At 73.0% G+C, this 17667-nt stretch carries 16 protein-coding genes; 9 read left to right on the top strand and 7 right to left on the bottom strand.

Translation table 11 applies throughout. The features are described from left to right. The first annotated feature begins 134 nt into the window (after window positions 1-134). Both ACGFZL_RS07480 and ACGFZL_RS07485 read left to right on the top strand, forming a co-directional pair. A complete protein-coding gene (locus tag ACGFZL_RS07480; RefSeq protein WP_393689990.1) occupies window positions 135-1427 on the top strand; it encodes a PspC domain-containing protein in 1293 nt (430 codons plus the stop codon). Then, window positions 1424-2134, top strand: coding sequence for a LuxR C-terminal-related transcriptional regulator (locus ACGFZL_RS07485; RefSeq protein ID WP_393689991.1), 711 nt, complete (start codon window positions 1424-1426; stop codon window positions 2132-2134). The genes ACGFZL_RS07480 and ACGFZL_RS07485 overlap by 4 nt, the downstream gene beginning before the upstream one ends. A 9-nt stretch (window positions 2135-2143) precedes the next feature. Here ACGFZL_RS07485 and ACGFZL_RS07490 read toward each other — a convergent pair whose 3' ends face one another. After that, entirely contained in the window at window positions 2144-2560 is a 417-nt protein-coding gene (locus ACGFZL_RS07490; RefSeq protein ID WP_393689992.1) for an ATP-binding protein, read from the bottom strand. 131 nt (window positions 2561-2691) lie between these two features. Here ACGFZL_RS07490 and ACGFZL_RS07495 point away from each other — a divergent pair, with 131 nt between their 5' ends. The 4 genes from ACGFZL_RS07495 to pip all read left to right on the top strand — a co-directional run bounded on the left by ACGFZL_RS07495 (window position 2692) and on the right by pip (window position 5876). Beyond that, the gene (locus ACGFZL_RS07495; protein WP_393689993.1) at window positions 2692-3510 is read left to right on the top strand and encodes a helix-turn-helix domain-containing protein; all 819 of its coding nucleotides are present in this window, start codon (window positions 2692-2694) and stop codon (window positions 3508-3510) included. Then, window positions 3507-3773, top strand: a complete 267-nt coding sequence (locus tag ACGFZL_RS07500; protein WP_393689994.1) for a DUF397 domain-containing protein — start codon at window positions 3507-3509, stop codon at window positions 3771-3773. The genes ACGFZL_RS07495 and ACGFZL_RS07500 overlap by 4 nt, the downstream gene beginning before the upstream one ends. A gap of 284 nt (window positions 3774-4057) precedes the next feature. After that, a complete protein-coding gene (locus ACGFZL_RS07505; protein WP_393689995.1) occupies window positions 4058-4972 on the top strand; it encodes a MarR family transcriptional regulator in 915 nt (304 codons plus the stop codon). Further along, complete coding sequence (gene pip, locus ACGFZL_RS07510) at window positions 4914-5876, top strand: prolyl aminopeptidase (RefSeq protein ID WP_393689996.1); 963 nt, start codon at window positions 4914-4916, stop codon at window positions 5874-5876. The genes ACGFZL_RS07505 and pip overlap by 59 nt, the downstream gene beginning before the upstream one ends. A gap of 26 nt (window positions 5877-5902) precedes the next feature. On the opposite strand, the gene ACGFZL_RS07515 is transcribed toward pip, so the two are convergent. Then, window positions 5903-6946: an NlpC/P60 family protein gene (locus ACGFZL_RS07515; protein WP_393689997.1), complete on the bottom strand. Its 1044-nt coding sequence runs from the start codon at window positions 6944-6946 to the stop codon at window positions 5903-5905. Window positions 6947-7158: 212 nt separating this feature from the next. On the opposite strand from ACGFZL_RS07515, the gene ACGFZL_RS07520 reads away from it, so the two are divergent. Continuing rightward, the gene (locus ACGFZL_RS07520) at window positions 7159-7512 is read left to right on the top strand and encodes a hypothetical protein (RefSeq protein WP_393689998.1); all 354 of its coding nucleotides are present in this window, start codon (window positions 7159-7161) and stop codon (window positions 7510-7512) included. Here the strand turns inward: ACGFZL_RS07520 and ACGFZL_RS07525 are convergent. Together ACGFZL_RS07525 and ACGFZL_RS07530 are read right to left on the bottom strand one after the other, a co-directional pair. After that, window positions 7490-8494, bottom strand: a complete 1005-nt coding sequence (locus ACGFZL_RS07525; RefSeq protein WP_393690197.1) for a tellurite resistance/C4-dicarboxylate transporter family protein — start codon at window positions 8492-8494, stop codon at window positions 7490-7492. The two genes, ACGFZL_RS07520 and ACGFZL_RS07525, sit on opposite strands and share 23 nt — an antisense overlap. Window positions 8495-8594: 100 nt before the next feature. Beyond that, the gene (locus tag ACGFZL_RS07530; RefSeq protein ID WP_393689999.1) at window positions 8595-9815 is read right to left on the bottom strand and encodes an NlpC/P60 family protein; all 1221 of its coding nucleotides are present in this window, start codon (window positions 9813-9815) and stop codon (window positions 8595-8597) included. A 235-nt stretch (window positions 9816-10050) separates the two neighbouring features. Here ACGFZL_RS07530 and pcrA point away from each other — a divergent pair, with 235 nt between their 5' ends. Beyond that, a complete protein-coding gene (gene pcrA, locus ACGFZL_RS07535; RefSeq protein WP_393690000.1) occupies window positions 10051-12555 on the top strand; it encodes a DNA helicase PcrA in 2505 nt (834 codons plus the stop codon). A 32-nt stretch (window positions 12556-12587) separates the two neighbouring features. Here pcrA and ACGFZL_RS07540 read toward each other — a convergent pair whose 3' ends face one another. Then, a complete protein-coding gene (locus tag ACGFZL_RS07540; protein WP_393690001.1) occupies window positions 12588-13952 on the bottom strand; it encodes a M23 family metallopeptidase in 1365 nt (454 codons plus the stop codon). Between the two features lie 232 nt (window positions 13953-14184). Next, on the bottom strand, window positions 14185-15054 hold the full coding sequence (locus ACGFZL_RS07545; RefSeq protein WP_393690002.1) for an esterase/lipase family protein: 870 nt from the start codon (window positions 15052-15054) through the stop codon (window positions 14185-14187). Between the two features lie 348 nt (window positions 15055-15402). Between ACGFZL_RS07545 and ACGFZL_RS07550 the strand changes: the two genes are divergently transcribed. Further along, window positions 15403-15819 (top strand): cobalamin B12-binding domain-containing protein, encoded by a 417-nt coding sequence (locus ACGFZL_RS07550; RefSeq protein ID WP_355167752.1) that lies wholly within the window; start codon window positions 15403-15405, stop codon window positions 15817-15819. A gap of 82 nt (window positions 15820-15901) precedes the next feature. On the opposite strand, the gene ACGFZL_RS07555 is transcribed toward ACGFZL_RS07550, so the two are convergent. Beyond that, entirely contained in the window at window positions 15902-17545 is a 1644-nt protein-coding gene (locus ACGFZL_RS07555) for a DUF5691 domain-containing protein (protein WP_393690003.1), read from the bottom strand. Window positions 17546-17667: the final 122 nt, after the last annotated feature.

Here is a 17667-nt window from a genome sequence, read left to right on the forward strand (position 1 = left end):
GGACCGTGTCCGGGGAAATGTTCGAAGAACCCCGGTGCGCGGGCTCTGCGGCGCCTCGGCCCGCCGAAGATCAGGGGAGTCTCGGGGGCGGTCCCTGATGCCGCCGTTCGCCGGGCCGTGTGACGATCGATGGCATGCCGGACGCCGCAGCAGCACCCCTCGACGACCCGCGGCCGCCGCGCAAGCTCTACCGCAGCAGCGACGGACGCTGGCTCGGCGGGGTGGCGCGGGGGCTCGCCGGGCATCTCGGGCTGCCCGTGGTCTGGGTCCGGCTGGTCTTCGCCGGCCTGTTCCTCGCCGACGGCCTCGGCGCGCTGCTGTATGCGGCGTTCTGGTTCTTCGTGCCGCTCGGCGTCGGCGGCGTCGACTCCCGCAAGCCGCCGTCGCTGGTCTCGGCGGAGACCGCGCCGGACGGGCGGCGCCGGCTGGTCGCCCGCCGACCCGACCGGGGCCAGATGGTCGCCCTGCTGCTGATGGTCGTCGTCGCCCTGGTCTTCGTGGGCAATGTCGACCTCGGCGGCGGCGCCCGCGTCTATCTCTGGCCGACCGTGCTCGTCGGCGCCGGTGTCGCCCTGGTCTGGCGGCAGGCGGACAACGCCCGCCGGGCCCGCTGGGCGGAGGTCGGGCGGCACCGGCGCACGGTGACGCTGCTGCGCACCTTCGCGGGCGTCCTGCTGGTGACGACCGGTGTCACCGGCGTCTTCGTCCTGCAGGGCTCGGCCGCGCACCTCGGCTCCGTCCTCCAGGCCGCCCTCGCCGTCGTCGTCGGCATCACGCTGCTCGCCGGCCCGTATCTGGTGCGCATGACGCAGGACCTCTCCGAGGAGCGGCTGATGCGCATCCGCGCCCAGGAGCGCGCCGAGGTCGCCGCGCACGTCCACGACTCGGTGCTGCACACCCTCACCCTGATCCAGCGCAACGCGGAGAGCCCGGGCGAGGTGCGGCGCCTGGCCCGCGCCCAGGAGCGCGAGCTGCGCGCCTGGCTGTACAAACCGGAGGGCACCGGCAAGGCGGAGGACGACGAGCCCGCCACCCTCGCCGAGGCGGTCAAGCGCAATGCCGCCGAGGTGGAGGACAAGCACGGGGTGCCCATCGAGGTGGTCGTGGTGGGCGACTGCCCGCTGGACGAGAGGATCGGGGCGCAGATGCAGGCCGGACGCGAGGCGATGGTCAACGCCGCCAAGTACGGTGGCGAGGGCGGCGCCGTCCAGGTCTACGCCGAGGTGGAGGGCCGCACGGTCTTCGTGTCCGTCCGGGACCGCGGGCCCGGCTTCGACCTGGACGCGATACCCGCCGATCGGATGGGCGTCAGAGAATCGATCATCGGCCGCATGGAGCGCAACGGGGGCACGGCGCGGCTGCGCGCGGTGCCGGACGGTGGCACGGAGGTCGAACTGGAGATGGAGAGGGCGGAGACGACGTCATGAGCGAGCCGACCGAGACGAACGGCACGACCGGAGCGGGCGGGGCGGGGCGGCATGTGCGGGTGGTGCTCGTCGACGACCACCGGATGTTCCGTACCGGCGTCCAGGCGGAGATCGGCCGGACCGAGGAGACCGGCGTCGAGGTGGTCGGCGAGGCGCCCGACGTCGACCAGGCCGTCTCGGTCATCACCGCGACCCGGCCCGAGGTGGTCCTGCTCGACGTCCACCTCCCGGGCGGCGGCGGGGTGGAGGTGCTGCGCCGCTGCGCCGCGCTCATGGCCGACGCCGAGAGTCCCGTCCGCTTCCTCGCGCTCTCCGTCTCCGACGCGGCGGAGGACGTGATCGGCGTGATCCGCGGCGGCGCCCGCGGCTACGTCACCAAGACCATCACCGGCTCCGACCTCATCGACTCGATCTTCCGCGTCCAGGAGGGCGACGCCGTCTTCTCCCCGCGCCTGGCCGGTTTCGTCCTCGACGCCTTCGCCTCCACGGACGCCCCGCCGGTCGACGAGGACCTCGACCGCCTCACCCAGCGCGAGCGGGAGGTGCTGCGGCTGATCGCGCGCGGGTACGCGTACAAGGAGATCGCCAAGCAGCTCTACATCTCCGTCAAGACGGTCGAGTCCCACGTCTCGGCGGTCCTGCGCAAACTCCAGCTCTCCAACCGCCACGAGCTGACCCGCTGGGCGACGGCTCGCCGACTGGTCTGACCCGCCCCCCTAGACCCCGTCCGGCATCAGCCCCACCTCGAACCACACCTCCTTGCCGATGCCGCAGCCTCGCGCCTGGGCGCCCCAGTCCTTCGCCAGAGCCGCCACCAGGGCGAGGCCCCGGCCCGACTCGTCGGTCGGGCGCGCGGTGGTGGGGGCGGGGAGGATGTTGCTCGCGTCCGTCACCGTGACGCGGAGGTGGGTGTCCGTGAGGGCGCAGCGGGCCCAGATCTCGCGGCCGGCGGGGACCTTCGCGTGGCGGTACGCGTTGGTCATCAGCTCGCTCAGGAGCAGCTCCGCCGTGTCGGTCACCGCCTGCGGCAGCTCCCACGACGCGGCCTGCTCCCGGAAGAGGGTGCGGGCGCGGGCGACGCTGCGGGGGTGGCGGGGGAGGCGCCACTCGATGTCCTTCGGGGCGGTCTGCATGGGCTGGTCATCCCTTGCGTTGAGATGTTCGCGGTTTGCGGGATCACCGTCCCGGTTGGCGCGTAGCCTCACGAGTAACGGAGCGGGTACAGGGGGTGGTTGTACCCGGCGGGCCCCCGGTGGAGGTGTGTGTGACGACCGAGGAGAACTCGAAGCCGCCGACCGCGTGGCGGTACTGCGGCAGCCAGATCAAGCTGTGGCGAGGGGAAGCGGGTGTCGGCCGCAACGCGCTCGCCACGGAGGCGGGGTACGACTACGAGTACGTCAAGTCCATGGAGAACGGCCGCCGTCGGCCGACCGTGCGGCTGCTACAGGTCGCGGACCAGTTGTGCGGGGCGGGTGGCAAGCTCGTCGCGGCCCAGGAGTATCTAAAGCCGGAGCCGTTCCCGGCGAGGTCGCAGGAGTTCATGGCCATGGAGGCGGAGGCCATCAGCTTCTCCTGCTACGGGCCGCTTCTCGTGCCTGGCCTGTTGCAGACGGAGGCCTATGCGCGTGTGCTGATCGGTGGCAGCTCGCCCCCATTGGACGACGAGACGGTTGCCGAGCGCGTGGCAGGGAGGCTTCGCAGAGCGGAGGCCGTGCGCCGGAGGGTCGGTGTGTCGTACGGCTTCGCCATCTACGAAGCCGCCCTGCGTACCGACGTCGGTGGTGTCGACGTGATGCGCGAGCAGTTACGGCACTTGCTGGATATGGGCGAGCTCCGCAACGTCTCGATCCAGATCCTGCCGTTCGGCCGCTGTAGTGGGGCCGCCCTAAACGGCAGCATCGTTCTGCTGGAGACGCCCGATCATGAGCACTGCGGGTACATCGAGGCGCCCGAAGTGAGCGTCCTGCACAGCACCCCTGAGAAGGTGAGTGCTCTCACGCAAGCTCATGCGATGATCCGCACGCACTGTCTCAGCGTGGAGGAGTCGGCCACGTTCATCAGAAAGGTGGCAGAGGAACGATGAGTGAAGGCCTGACGTGGATCAAGTCGAGCTACAGCGACAGTCAGGGCGGCGACTGTCTCGAAGTCGCCCTTGACTGGCGCAAGTCCACGTACAGCGACAGCCAGGGCGGGAACTGCCTCGAAGTCGCCCTCGACCCCTGCGAGTCCGCCCACCCCCGCGCCATCCATGTCCGGGACTCGAAGCTCGGGGCTCGGAGCCCCCGGTTCGCCGTCGATGAGGGTGCTTGGGGGGCCTTCGTCGCGCACGCTCGTACCGGGGCTTGAGCTTCGAGGGGCGAGGGTCGGGGGTCGAGCGGCGTTTGCAAGGAATGGGTGGTGGGGTTCGACCCACCACCCACCCTCCCCGCAACTCGCCGTTCCGCGAGGCGGGATGACTTTTCGTGATCGGCTTGCGACGCGGCGTCGTCGCCCTCTAGCGTTCGCAGCAACAAACAACCCCGGTCGGGTGCTGCGAACACCCGCCGGGGCCTCACCTCAAGATCGTTAGGAGCGATCTCGTGGCTTACGAAGACTCTAACGCTGCCCTCCCCGCACACGCAGCTCATCCCATGGCCAATCCCGGCTACGGCAAGCGCACCGTCCCCGACGCGCCCGCCGCTGTCGACTTCTCACACCTCCCCGCCCGCGAGGGCTACGTCGCCGCCTACGTGCACCGGCTCCCCGAGGGCGCCGCGATGGACGTCAAGAGCCTCGCCAAGGTGCTGCCCCTCTTCGGCCAGCAGGCCATCCGCAGCGCGCTCAACTTCCTGTCCCGCGCGGGGCATCTGCACCGGGTCCGCGGCCTCGCCGCCACCGGGGACGGCGGAACGCGCTGGGTGTTCCGTACATTCTGGTCCAGTGAGGCCCGCGACAGCGCCTGGTGGGCCCGCTTCCTGGGCGGGGACGCCCACGAGGCCGTCTCCACGAGTGAACCCGCGCCGACGCCCGCGGCCCCACCCGCCCCCGAGACCCCCCGCACCGTGGCCTACCGCGCCCTCGCCCGGCTCGGCCGTGTCGAACCCCGGCTCGCCCTCTCCGACGCCGACTGCCGCGACCTCGTAGACCTGGTCGTGCCGTGGCTGGAGCGGGGAGCCACCACCGTCTCGCTGATGCAGGCCGTGACTTCCGGCCTGCCCGACGCCATCCACGCGCCTCGCGGGTTCGTCGCGCGGCGGCTGCGGGACAAGTTGCCGCCCCTGGACGCGTCCACACCGGCCTCGGAGCCGGATGCCGCCGAGCCCCGCCTGCTCGGGCGGCTCATGCCCGAGTGCACCGAGTGCGGGGTACCAGGGCGGGTCGGCGCCTTCGTCGGCGGGCTGTGCCGAGGTTGTCGTACCGTCACACCACCGGGGGCCGCCGTACGGAACGACTCGGCGGAGAGCGTCGGCCGCCTGCCCGCCCGCCTGATGCTCCGGAGGTTCGCCTATGACGCAGCCGTACCCGCCGATCGAGCCGTACGAGACGGGGATGCTCGATGTCGGTGACGGCAACCTCGTGTACTGGGAGGTCTGCGGGAATCCGGTGGGCAAGCCGGCGGTCGTCGTGCACGGGGGGCCGGGGTCGGGGTGTGGGACGAGGGCGCGGCAGTTGTTCGATCCCGCGCGGTACCGGGTCGTCCTGTTCGACCAGCGCGGGTGTGGGCGCAGCACACCGCATGCCAGCGATCCCGCCACCGACATGCGGTGCAACACCACCCCGCACCTGATCGCCGACATGGAGCGGCTGCGCGAGCATCTCGGCATCGACCGCTGGCTGCTGCACGGCGGGTCGTGGGGGTCCACGCTGATCCTGGCCTACGCCGAGACGTATCCGGAGCGGGTGTCGGAGGTCGTCATCGCCGCCGTCACCACCACCCGGCGCTCCGAGGTCGACTGGCTCTACCGGGGGGTCGGCCGGTACTTCCCCGAGCAGTGGGAACGCTTCCTCGCCGCCGCCCCGGGCACGCCCCGGGACGGTGACGTCGTCGCCGCCTACGCACGGCTCACGGAGGACCCGGACGCCGCGGTCCGGGAGAAGGCCACCGTCGACTGGTGCCGGTGGGAGGACGCGGTCGTGTCCGGGGAGACGGACGAGCCCACCCACCCGTACGGCGAACGGCCCCCGGCCGCGCGGCTGGCCTTCGTCCGGATCTGCGCGCACTACTTCTCCCACGGCGCCTGGCTGGAGGAGGGCGCGCTGCTGCGGGACGCCCATCGGCTGGCCGGGATCCCGGGGGTGCTGGTCCACGGCAGGCTCGACATGGGCACACCGCTCGACACCGCGTGGGAGCTGGCCCGCGCGTGGCCCGACGCGGAGCTGACGGTCGTCCGGGACGCCGGTCATCTGGGGACCGAGACGACGCGGGCCCATGTGCTCCGGGCCCTCGACCGGTTCGCCGCCCGGAGCTGAGCCGGGCCGAGCAGAGCCGAGCCGGGTCACACCACCCGCGTCGCCCCCGCGAACGGCATCTGGTCGATGGGGGCGACGCGGACCGGGGCCGAGGGGTTCGGGGCGTGGATCATCTGGCCGTTGCCGATGTAGAGGCCGACGTGGCTGATGCCGGAGTAGAAGAAGACCAGGTCGCCGGGGCGGAGCTGCGCGCGGGAGACGCGGTGGCCCGCGCCGATCTGGGCGTAGGTCGTGCGGGGGAGGGAGACGCCCGCGGAGCGGTAGGCGGCCTGGATCAGGCCCGAGCAGTCGAAGGCGTTCGGGCCGGTCGCGCCCCAGACGTAGGGGCTGCCGAGCTTCGCGCGGGCGTAGGCCACCGCCGCGGCGGCCCGGCTGGTGGTGCCGGATGAGGGTGTCAGGTCCGGGCGGGCCGAGCGGGTGGGGTGGGACGGAGGGGCGGTGCGCTCAACCGGGCGCTCGACCGGGGTCAGACGGGCGAGAAGGCCGCGGGCCTCGGCCAGCTTCGCCGTGATCGACTCGCGGTGCTCGCCCAGTTCGGCGCGGCGGGCGGTCAGCGAGGTCAGTTCGGTGCGGGCGGTGGCGCGGACCTGCTCGACCTCGCGCAGCTCGCCCCGTACGCGGCGCACCGCGGCCGCCTGGCGGGTGCCCGCGCGTTCCACGAAGGCGGCGCCGTCGAGGTAGGCACCGGGGTCGGAGGAGAGCGCGAGCTGGAGGGCGGGGTCCAGGCCGCCCGCGCGGTACTGCGCCGCCGCCACCGCGCCCAGGGACTCCCGGGCGGTGTTCAGGCGGTCCTCCTTGCGGGCCGCCTCGTCCTGGAGCCCCGCCAGCCGCCGCCCGGCCGCGTCGGCCTTCTCCTTGGCGCCGTTGTACTGCTCGGTGGCGACTTCCGCCTCCCGGTACAGTCGGTCCACCTCCGCCCTGACCTCGGCCGGCGACCGCTGCGGGTCCGCGTGCCCGGTGCCCGCGCCCAGGCCGGCCGCGGTGGCCGCGCCCGCCAGGGTGAGGGTCACCGCCGTCCGGGCCGCCGTGCCGCGCGTCGGGTGCTGCCGTGGCCTGCGATGGGCTGCCACCAGGGATCGCCGTCCTTTCGTCCGGGCCGGTCCGGGGCCGGACCGTGCCGGTCCGTGCCGGTCCGTGCCGGTGTTTCCGGGGCAGGACGCTAGGGCGGGTCGTGGGGCTCAGGCCCCGGAATGCGCGGAAGTGACGCTTCCGGGCCGTCCTGCGACCGCTTCACCGACGCCGGTGTCGGAGCGTGTCCGGCCGCTGATTAGGCTCCGGCCCCATGGACGTTCTCCTCCACCTCTTCGTCGGCCTGCACATCATCGGCATCGCGGCGCTGCTCGGCGGCTTCCTCACCCAGATGAAGGCGATGGGGCAGGGCACCGCCCGGTTCGGCCCGGCCATGCTGCACGGCGCGCTGACGATGCTGGTCACCGGGATGGTCCTGGTCGGCCTCAACCAGGCCGATGATCAGAGTCTCAACAATGTGAAGATCGGCGTTAAGCTCGCCCTGCTCGTCGTGATCCTCGGCCTGGTCTACGTGCAGCGCGACGAGGAGCGGGTGGACAAGCGGCTCTTCGGGCTCGTCGGGCTGCTGACGACGGTCAACATCTTCATCGCCGTGCTGTGGACGTGACCTCCGCCGCCCCCGTCCCCGCCGGACGCAGTGCCGTTCGCGCCGAGAGGACCGCCCCCGCCGCGACCGCCAGCCACACCGCCACCGCGATCCACAGCAGCACCCGGCCCGGCGTGTCCAGGCCCGGCGCGTCGACGGCGGCGCCCACGGACAGGGTCGCCGCCGCCGACATGCCGAGCGGGAAGACCGTCGACCAGCGGCGCACGTCGTAGCGCGGGCGCGGCCACACCAGCTCGGCGACAAGGAGGACGGCGAGCCAGGCCAGGTCGAGGGCGAGGAGCAGGACCGTCACGTCGTGCAGTACGGCGTTGTCGTCGGCGTTCCACAGGTAGCGGCCGGGGCCGTCGGCGGTGAGCAGCTTGGCGCCGGCCAGCGCCGAGATGGCGAGCGCGCCGCCCGCGATCCAGTGGTCCCCGGCGCCCCGGGCCACCTGCCGCAGGTCGAAGCGGAACAGGGCCACCAGGTAGAGCACGATGCCCAGCCAGAACGGCACCAGGGCGGCGTGCGCCAGCCACGCCGTGGAGGTCGCCGCGGCCAGCGTCGCGCCCAGTACGGCCAGCCCCTGCGTCGCCACGCAGCCCAGGAACACCGCGCCCGGCATCCGGCGCCCCCACCGCCGCACCACCAGCCAGATCAGCCCCGGCCACAGCAGCACCGCGAGGGCCAGCAGCGCCTCGGCCAGGACCTGCCACCCCAGCACCGCGAAACGGGTGCCCAGCACGCAGGTCGCCGCCACGGCCGTCAGCGCGCCCGGCGTGCCCGCCCGGGTCAGCCACTGCGGCCGCTGGGCCAGCAGCAGGTAGCCGAAGTTTGCCGCCAGGGCCAGCCAGGCCGCGCAGGCGAGCACCAGCGCGATCTTGGAGAGGACCTCGTGACCCGCGAGGTGCAGGCCGACCGACAGGATGCCGGTCGCCATCACCGCCGCCCCGGCCGCCGGCGGGCGCTGCGCCCACCAGGCGCGAGGGGTGAGGGGGGTGCCCATGGTGCCCAGCGGGGTGCCCGATGGGGTGCCTGACGGGGTGCCCGATGGCGTGCCTGACGGGGTGCCTGACGACATGCGCCGATGCTAGGCAGGGACCCGCTCAGGCCGGTCGCACCACGCTGTGGATCGCTGACTCTCCGTCGTAGTAGACCGACTCCTCGCGCACGTACGCGCCCGGCTTCGGGGCGTGGATCATCATGCCGCCGCCGATGTAGAGACCGACGTGGCTGATGTCGTCGTAGAAGAAGACCAGGTCACCGGGTTGTGCCTGGGAGAGCGGGACCGTCGCGCCGGCGTTCACCTGGGCGTAGGTGGTGCGCGGCAGGCTCACTCCGGCGGCCTTCCAGGCGGCGGAGGTCAGGCCCGAGCAGTCGTACGAGCCGGGTCCTGTGGCGCCCCAGACGTACGGCTTGCCGATCTGGGCGCGGGCGAAGGCGAGGGCCTTCTCGGCCTTGCTGCCGGCGGAGGGGACGGGGGTGGTGGCACCGCCGGTGCCGGTGCCCGTGCCGGTGCTGGAGCCCGCTCCCTGGTCAGGGGAGGGCTCGGGGGCGGCGGACTGCTCCTGCTGCCGTTCCCGCTCGGCCGCCTGCTGCTGCCGCTCCTTCTCCTTCTCCGCCGCCTGCTGCCGGGCCAGCTCCGCCGCCTTGCGGGCCGCCTCCTCCTGCTTCTTCTTCTCGATCGCCGCCAGCCGGGCCTTCTCCTCGGCGGTCAGCCGGGACAGCAGCTCGCGCGCGGTGGAGAGCTTCTTCTGGACGGTGGCCTTGGCCGTCTTCAGGTCGTCCTGCGCCTCGCTGAGCGTCTGGAGGCTCTCGGTGGCCTCGCGGCGCTTCTTCAGCGTCGCGGACTGCTCGGTGACGTAGTCGTCGACGGCGTCCTTCTGGCGGCCGGTGAGCCGGTTCATCAGGTGGTTCTGGTCGAAGTAGTCCTGCGGGGAGTCCGCGAGCAGGAAGGTCGCCGTCTGCGGGACCGCCGCGCCGGTGCGGTACTGGGCGGAGGCGTAGGAGCCCAGCTCCTCGCGCGCGTCGTTGAGGCGCTGGGTGCGCTCGGCGACGTCCTCCTGGAGCGCGTCGACGTGCTTGCGCTGCTTGCCGGCCCGCTCCTGGGCGGCGTTGTACTGCTCGGTGGCGGAGCCCGCCTGGCGGTACAGGTCGTCGACCTTGCGCTGGACCTCTTCGAGGGTGGGCTTGCCGTCCGCCGCGGGGGCGGCGGTGGCCGACTGGGACAGCAGGGCCACGGAGGTGAGGGCCGCCGTCGCGAGGACGGGGGTCCGGATGCCTGCCACGCGCGACCGGGAGGGACGCGGCTTGCGGTGCGACGCCAAAGAAGGCGACTCCTTCCGTGATCCGCCTGCGGCTGCGAAGTGGAGGAGGGCGGCGGAGGCCGCGCGGTTCGGCGAGGTTCGCCGGAGGGGGTCGAGCGGCTTGCCCGCACGCTAGCCAACTCGTGTGGCCCCTGTGAAGGTTGCTGGATGTTATGTCCGATACATTTCCGTGACCTTCGGCTGATTTCCGGGGCCGGAGCCGGTTGTCGGTGGGGCGCTCTAGACTCGGAGAGCGATGAGCAGCCTCTTTGACGAACACTTCCTGGCGAGCCTCCAGAGCCCCCGCGGGCACGAGCGCGGGCGCGAGGAGGAGCCCCCGCCGCCGCCCGAGGACGAGCACGAGCACGCACGGGAGCCGATCCCGGACGACCTGTTCGCCGGGAAGTACGACGGCCCGCCCCCGGACCGGGACACCCACTACCGGGACGGCGCCCCGAGGCCGGTCCTCGACGCCGCCGCGCTCCTGGAGGGGCTGAACGACAACCAGCGCGCCGCGGTCGAGCACGCCGGCACCCCGCTGCTCATCGTGGCCGGCGCCGGCTCCGGCAAGACCCGGGTGCTCACCCACCGCATCGCCTACCTGCTCGCCGAGCGGGCGGTGCACCCCGGCCAGATCCTCGCGATCACCTTCACCAACAAGGCCGCCGGTGAGATGAAGGAGCGCGTCGAGCAGCTGGTCGGCCCGCGGGCCGGCGCGATGTGGGTGATGACCTTCCACAGCGCGTGCGTGCGCATCCTGCGCCGCGAGTCGAAGCGACTGGGCTTCACCTCGTCGTTCTCGATCTACGACGCCGCCGACTCCAAGCGCCTGATGGCCCTGGTCTGCCGCGACCTGGACCTCGACCCCAAGCGCTACCCGCCGAAGTCCTTCAGCGCCAAGATCTCGAACCTGAAGAACGAGCTGATCGACGAGGAGGACTTCGCCGCCCAGGCCACCGACGGTTTCGAGAAGACCCTCGCCCAGGCGTACGCGCTCTACCAGTCCCGTCTCCGCGAGGCCAACGCCCTCGACTTCGACGACCTGATCATGACGACGGTCAACCTGCTGCGCGCCTTCCCGGACGTCGCCGAGCACTACCGCCGCCGCTTCCGGCACGTCCTGGTCGACGAGTACCAGGACACCAACCACGCCCAGTACGCCCTGGTCAGGGAGCTGGTCGGCACCCCCGCCGAGCACCCCGTCGACGTGCCGCCGGAGGCCGAGGTGCCGCCCGCCGAGCTGTGCGTGGTGGGCGACGCCGACCAGTCGATCTACGCCTTCCGCGGGGCCACCATCCGCAACATCCTCCAGTTCGAGGAGGACTACCCGGACGCGACGACGATCCTCCTGGAGCAGAACTACCGCTCCACGCAGACCATCCTCAGCGCCGCCAACGCGGTCATCGAGCGCAACGAGTCCCGCCGCCCCAAGAACCTGTGGACCAACCAGGGCGCCGGCGCCCGCATCACCGGCTATGTCGCGGACACCGAGCACGACGAGGCGCAGTTCGTCGCCGACGAGATAGACCGTCTCACCGACGCGGGCGAGGCGAAGGCCGGCGACGTCGCCGTGTTCTACCGCACCAACGCACAGTCCCGTGTCTTCGAAGAGGTCTTCATCCGCGTCGGCCTGCCGTACAAGGTCGTCGGCGGCGTGCGCTTCTACGAGCGCAAGGAGGTCCGGGACGTCCTGGCCTACCTGCGGGTGCTCGCCAACCCGGAGGACTCGGTGCCGCTGCGCCGCATCCTCAACGTGCCCAAGCGGGGCATCGGCGACCGCGCCGAGGCGATGATCGACGCCCTCGCCCAGCGCGAGAAGATCAGCTTCCCGCAGGCGCTGCGCCGGGTGGACGAGGCGTACGGGATGGCCGCGCGCTCGGCCAACGCCGTCAAGCGGTTCAACACGCTGATGGAGGACCTGCGTACGGTGGTGGAGTCCGGCGCCGGTCCTGCCACCGTCCTGGAGGCCATACTGGAACGCACCGGCTACCTCGCCGAGTTGCAGGCATCCACCGACCCGCAGGACGAGACCCGCATCGAGAACCTCCAGGAACTCGCCGCCGTCGCCCTGGAGTTCGAGCAGGAGCGCGCCGAGGACGAGGGCTCCGGCACGCTGGCCGACTTCCTGGAGCAGGTCGCCCTGGTCGCCGACTCCGACCAGATCCCGGACGACGAGGACGGCGACGGGGTCGTCACCCTCATGACCCTGCACACCGCCAAGGGCCTGGAGTTCCCGGTCGTCTTCCTCACCGGCATGGAGGACGGCGTCTTCCCGCACATGCGCGCCCTCGGCCAGCCCAAGGAGCTGGAGGAGGAGCGCCGCCTGGCCTACGTCGGCATCACGCGCGCGCGGGAGCGGCTGTACCTGACCCGCTCGACGCTGCGCAGCGCCTGGGGCCAGCCGTCCTACAACCCGCCCTCCCGCTTCCTGGAGGAGATCCCCGCCCCGCACCTGGACTGGAAGCGGACCGGTTCGGGCGCGTCGGCGCCTTCCGGGCCGGTCTCCGCGGTGGCGGCCTCGCTGTCCTCCTCGCGCTCCCGCTCCTCGGCGTCCGGCGCCTCCGGCTTCGCCACGCGCCGTACGGCGGAGAAGCCGACGGTCTCGCTGGCGGTGGGCGACCGCGTCACGCACGACCAGTTCGGGCTCGGGACCGTGGTCGGGGTCAAGGGCACGGGCGGGAATGCCGAGGCGACGATCGACTTCGGCGACCCCAAGCCGAAGCGGCTGCTGCTGCGGTACGCGCCGGTGGAGAAGCTGTAGCCCTCGGGCTGCTTGGTTGCGTCGTTACGTCGTTACGTCGGGTCGAGGCCGTGGCTGCGCAGCCAGCTCAGCGGGTCGATCGCCGACCCGCCCGCGGGCCGCACCTCGAAGTGCAGGTGCGGGCCGGTGGAGTTGCCCGAGTTCCCGGAGAAGGCGACCGGGTCCCCGGCCTGCACGCTGGTGCCGGAGGCCACCTGGTACGAGGAGAGGTGGCAGTACCAGGTCTCCGTGCCGTCCTTCGCGGTGAGGATCAGCATGTTGCCGTACGCGGAGTTGTACTGCGTGCGGACCGTGCCGTCGGTGGCGGCCTTCACGCTGGTGCCGTAGGACACGGGGAAGTCGATGCCGGTGTGCACGGACATCCAGTTGACGCCGGCCTGGCCGTAGTAGGCGCTGAGCCCGCGCTGCGAGACCGGGAGCACGAACTTGGGGCGCAGGCGCTCCTTGCGCGCCGCCTCCTCCGCCGCGCGCTTCTTCTCGGCGGCCTGCTCGGCCTTCAGGTCGATGCGCTCCTGCGTGCGGCTGGCCCGGTCGGCGAAGTCGTCGGCGCCGGCGGAGAGGCTCGCGAGCTGGGTGTCCAGCTTGTTGTTGGCGGTGGACGGCTTGACCGGCGCGGCCTGCGCCTCGGGCGCGTCGGCCGCGGAGGCGGAGGCGTCCTCGCTGGACAGGGCGCCGACGGAGGCGGCGGCGATGCCGGCGACGCTCATCACGCAGGCCGAGGGGACGGCGATGGTCATCAGCTTGGAGCGCTTGGCGGGCCGGCGGCGGGCGGCGCGGGAGGCGGTGCGGGCGCCGGGGACCACGGCGGGCGGGGCGAGCTCCTCCTGCTCCTCCAGGAGCAGCGGCACGGCGGGCATCTCGCCGGTGGCGGCCAGGTGGTCTACGGGCAGGTGGTCTGCGGGCGGGATCTCGTCCTGCGCGGGGGCCTGGGAGGCGTCGGCCGGGTTCCACTGGGTGGCGTCCCAGACGCCGGTGTCGAAGGTCTGCGTGCCCCAGTCCCACTGCTGGGTGCCGTCCCACTGCTGACCGCTGCCGCCGCCGCCGTCCGGCACGGCCCAGGCGCCGGTGTCCCACTGCTGCTGACCGGGCCCGGCCGTCCACGCGGTGGTGTCGTAGGCGCCGGTGTCGTGGGTGGCGGTGTGGTGCTGGGCGGCGTAGGCGTCGTAGTACGGCGCCACCTGGCCGACGGTGGCCCACGCGCCCGTGGCGTACGTGCCCGTCGTGTCGTAGCCGCCGGTGTTCTGGCCGGGGAGGGTGCCGAAGAGGGGGTCCGCGTCGAAGGTGGTGAAGTCACCGTACGTGGCTTCTCCCGCGTCGTATGACGCGTAGGGCGCCGGGGCGGCATCGGAAGCCGAGGCCGGGGTGTTCAGGGTCCCCGACGGGTGACGGTCGTTCAACCGACTTCTCTTTCGCCTCGACAACAGGGGCTGCCAGAGCAGTGCGGCGACTGTACCCGGCGGTATACGGGCACGACAATCTTCCGCAGGTTTCGCGCGCGCAGGAAACGGGCAATCGGCCGTGTTTCGGCGGGCGGTGCACGCGACCTTGGCATTGTGTTCGAGGTCTGTTTGATTCCGGCGGGCGCGCGTCTGCTGCTTCGTCGCTCTCCGTAGCCGTCGCGGCGGGGCGTCAGACCGCCCTGAGGGCCCCGGTCGCCGGCTCGGGCTTCGCCTCCGCCGCGTCCAGGGCCTGGCGTATCCCCTGGGCGACCGCCGGGTGGACGGGGAGGGCGAGGTGGCCTATGCCGGTCACCCGGACGTTCTGCGCGGTCAGGTCGGGGTGGTCGATGCAGGCGTTCTCCAGCGGGTCCATCACGCGGTCCTGGTCGCTCCAGAAGCTGACGAACCGGGTACGGCAGCCGGGCGCGGGGCGGGCCAGCTCGGCCAGGACCGCCGAGCCCGGGCGCATCTGCCGCACGATCGGGTGCGCGTCGGCGAGCGGCACCACCCGGGTGCCCGCGTGCGGGGTGCCGAGCGTGACCAGGGTCCGGACGCGCAGGTCGCCCCCGAGGCGCTGCACGTAGTACCGCGCGATCAGTCCGCCGAGGCTGTGCCCGACGATGTCGACCCGGTCGCTGCCGGTCCGCTCGCAGATCTGCTCGATGTGGCGGCCGAGCAGCTCGGCGGCGGTGCGGATGTCGCAGGTCAGCGGCGAGTAGTTGAGCGACTCGACTTGGTGCCTGCCGTGCTGGGCGAGGTTTCGGCGCAGCAGCAGGAAGACCGAGCGGTTGTCGATGAAGCCGTGCAGCAGCACCACGGGGGGTTCCGCGCCGCGCGGCAGCGGGGTGGCGCCGCCCGGCGGGAGGGCGGGGGTGGCGCGTCGTTCCTCGGCGATGCCCGAGGGGTAGAGGAGCAGATGTCCGGCGAGGATGGCCGCCTCCAGGGCGGTGGCCTTGAGGAAGGTCAGGGAGAGGCCCGTGAGCCTGGCCGGGAGTGCGACGAGCCTGGCCGGCACCGCGACGAGACCCGAGAGCCCTGACAACACCGTCGTGACCTTCATGAGCCGACCTCCTTGTCGGCAGCGCGGAAACGCCTCTGCTCCCCGGGTGCCCGCGTGCGGGGTCGTGACACCAGTGACCGGTGGGGTGGAAGGGGCGGGGAGTCGGAGTGGATGCGCCCCGGGCACCGGTGACGGTGCGCGGCGGCCGTGTCCCACCGTGTGATTTCCCCCTCTGTCCGCACCGCGAAACCGCCGCTTGCGGGATGCTGGCGATAACGTTCGTTCACTTCCGCGGACGGCGTGGTACTTGTCCCTATGGACGTACGGGGCGTACGTGGCGTACGGACGTATGGACGAGGTCCATGGTTGGAGTCCACGGATGGATGTAGTCGCTTCATGGAGGCAGTGATGGGTGTGGCAGCCGGTCCGATCCGCGTGGTGGTGGCCAAACCGGGCCTCGACGGCCACGACCGCGGGGCCAAGGTGATCGCGCGGGCGCTGCGCGACGCCGGTATGGAGGTCATCTACACCGGCCTCCACCAGACCCCCGAGCAGATCGTGGACACCGCGATCCAGGAGGACGCCGACGCGATCGGGCTCTCCATCCTCTCCGGCGCCCACAACACGCTGTTCGCCGCGGTGATCGACCTGCTCCGGGAGCGCGAGGCGGAGGACATCCTCGTCTTCGGCGGCGGGATCATCCCGGAGGGGGACATCGCCCCGCTGAAGGAGAAGGGCGTCGCGGAGATCTTCACCCCCGGCGCGACGACGGCGTCCATCGTGGAGTGGGTACGAGCCAACGTGCGGGAGCCCGCGGGGGCTTAGGCAGGCGGGCTGCGGGTCTGCGGGTCTGCGGGTCTGGGGGGTGCGAGGCTGCGCGGGGCCTGGGTGAGTTGCGGGGGCCCGGTCAGGGCGTCGCCCTCAGCTCCTCATACATCGCCGCCCGCAGCCGCAGTGTGGTGGCCAGGCGCTGGAACGCCTCCGCCCAGTAGCCGCCGGCGCCCGGCGCGGCGTCCTCGGGCTCGTCCGGCACGGCCAGCAGGCCGTCCAGGCGGCCCGCCTCCGCGGGGTCGAGGCAGCGCTCGGCCAGGCCCATGACGCCGCTGAAGCTCCACGGGTAGCTCCCGGCGTCCCGCGCGATGTCCAGGGCGTCGACCACCGCCCGCCCGAGCGGCGGCGCCCACGGCACCGCGCACACGCCGAGCAGCTGGAACGCCTCGGACAGCCCGTGCGCCCCGATGAACCCGGCGACCCACGCCGCCCGTTCGGCCGCGCCCAGCGTGGCGAGCAGTCTGGCCCGCTCGGCCAGGGACACCGCCCCGGGTCCGCCCGCCTCGGGTGCGCTGGGCGCTCCGAGCAGCGCCCGTGCCCAGCCGGCGTCCCGCTGCCGCACCGCCGCCCGGCACCAGGCCGCGTGCAGCTCGTCCCGCCAGTCGTCCGCCACCGGCAGGGCGACGATCTCCTCCGGGGTGCGCCCGCCGAACCGCTCCGGCCAGCAGCCGAGCGGGGCCGCCTCCACCAACTGGCCGAGCCACCAGGACCGTTCCCCGCGACCGCCGGGCGGGGTGGGCGCGACGCCGTCCCGCTCCATGCCCGCGTCGCACTCGTGGGGCGCCTCCACCGCTATCGCCGGCGTGGGCAGGGTGCGGTCGAGGGACACGCACGTCCGGGCCCGGGCCGCCATCCGCCCGGCCAGCGCCGATTCTGGCAGCGCGGACAGCAACTCGGCCGCCGTGGAGCGGACATTGCGGCTGCGGTCGGTCAACGCCTGCTCCAAGAAGGGCTCGTCGGCCGGTCGCAGTCCCGTGCGCAGCGAGTCCAGGAACATCAGCCGGTCCTCGGCCCGCTCCGTCGGCCAGGTCGAGGCGAGCAGCTCCCGGGCCGCCGCCGGGTCGCGGGCGCGGAGGGCGGCGAGCAGGGCGACCCGCTCGGCGAACAGGCCCTCCTTCCAGAGCTGTCGGATCCGCTCGGCGCCCTCGGCCCCGGCCGCGCCCTCGGACCCGGCCCCGGACCCGGCCCCGGACCCGGCCCCGGGCGGTGTGGCGCCGTCGGCCGGCGTGCCGCGCAGGGCGAAGCGCCAGTCCGTGTTCAGCCGGGCCAGCCACCGAGCCCGGGGGCCGGCGAAGGCCAGGGCCGCCGGGCGCAGGTCCGTACGGCCGCGGGCCGCGTCGAGCAGGGCGGGGAGCGCCTGCGGCGGCGCCGCGTAGCCGCGGGCGTTGGCCGCCGCGAGCCACTGGGGCAGCAGCTCCATCAGGTCGGGCGCCGCGCCTCTGCGACCGCCGCCGCCCGCCGTGCCGGGGCGGTCGCCGAGCAGGGTCGTGAGGCGCCGGGCGGCTGCCGCGGGCAGCGGTGGCCGGGGGTCCTCCGGCGCGGGCGGGGGCCGCTCGGCGCACCGGGCCGGGACCAGGCCGGCCCGTCTGCGCAGGGTCTCCACGGCCGCCGCGTCCAGCAGGGCCGGCGGGGCGCCGGGGCCTGGCGGGCAGCCGGGCGGGGTGCGCCGGGCGGTGCCGAGGAGGGCGGCGGTGACGAGGTCCTCCCATGTGCCGGTCATGTGGTGTCGCCGTCCCTTCGTCTCTGTGCCGTCGTCGCTGTGTCTTCGTCTCTGCGTCTTTGTCTCTGTGCCGTCGCCCTGTGTCCGGTGGTCCGCTGCTGTTCTGCCGTCATCTGTTCCGG

Source organism: Streptomyces sp. NPDC048182, assembly GCF_043202555.1.
Lineage (GTDB): Bacteria > Actinomycetota > Actinomycetes > Streptomycetales > Streptomycetaceae > Streptomyces.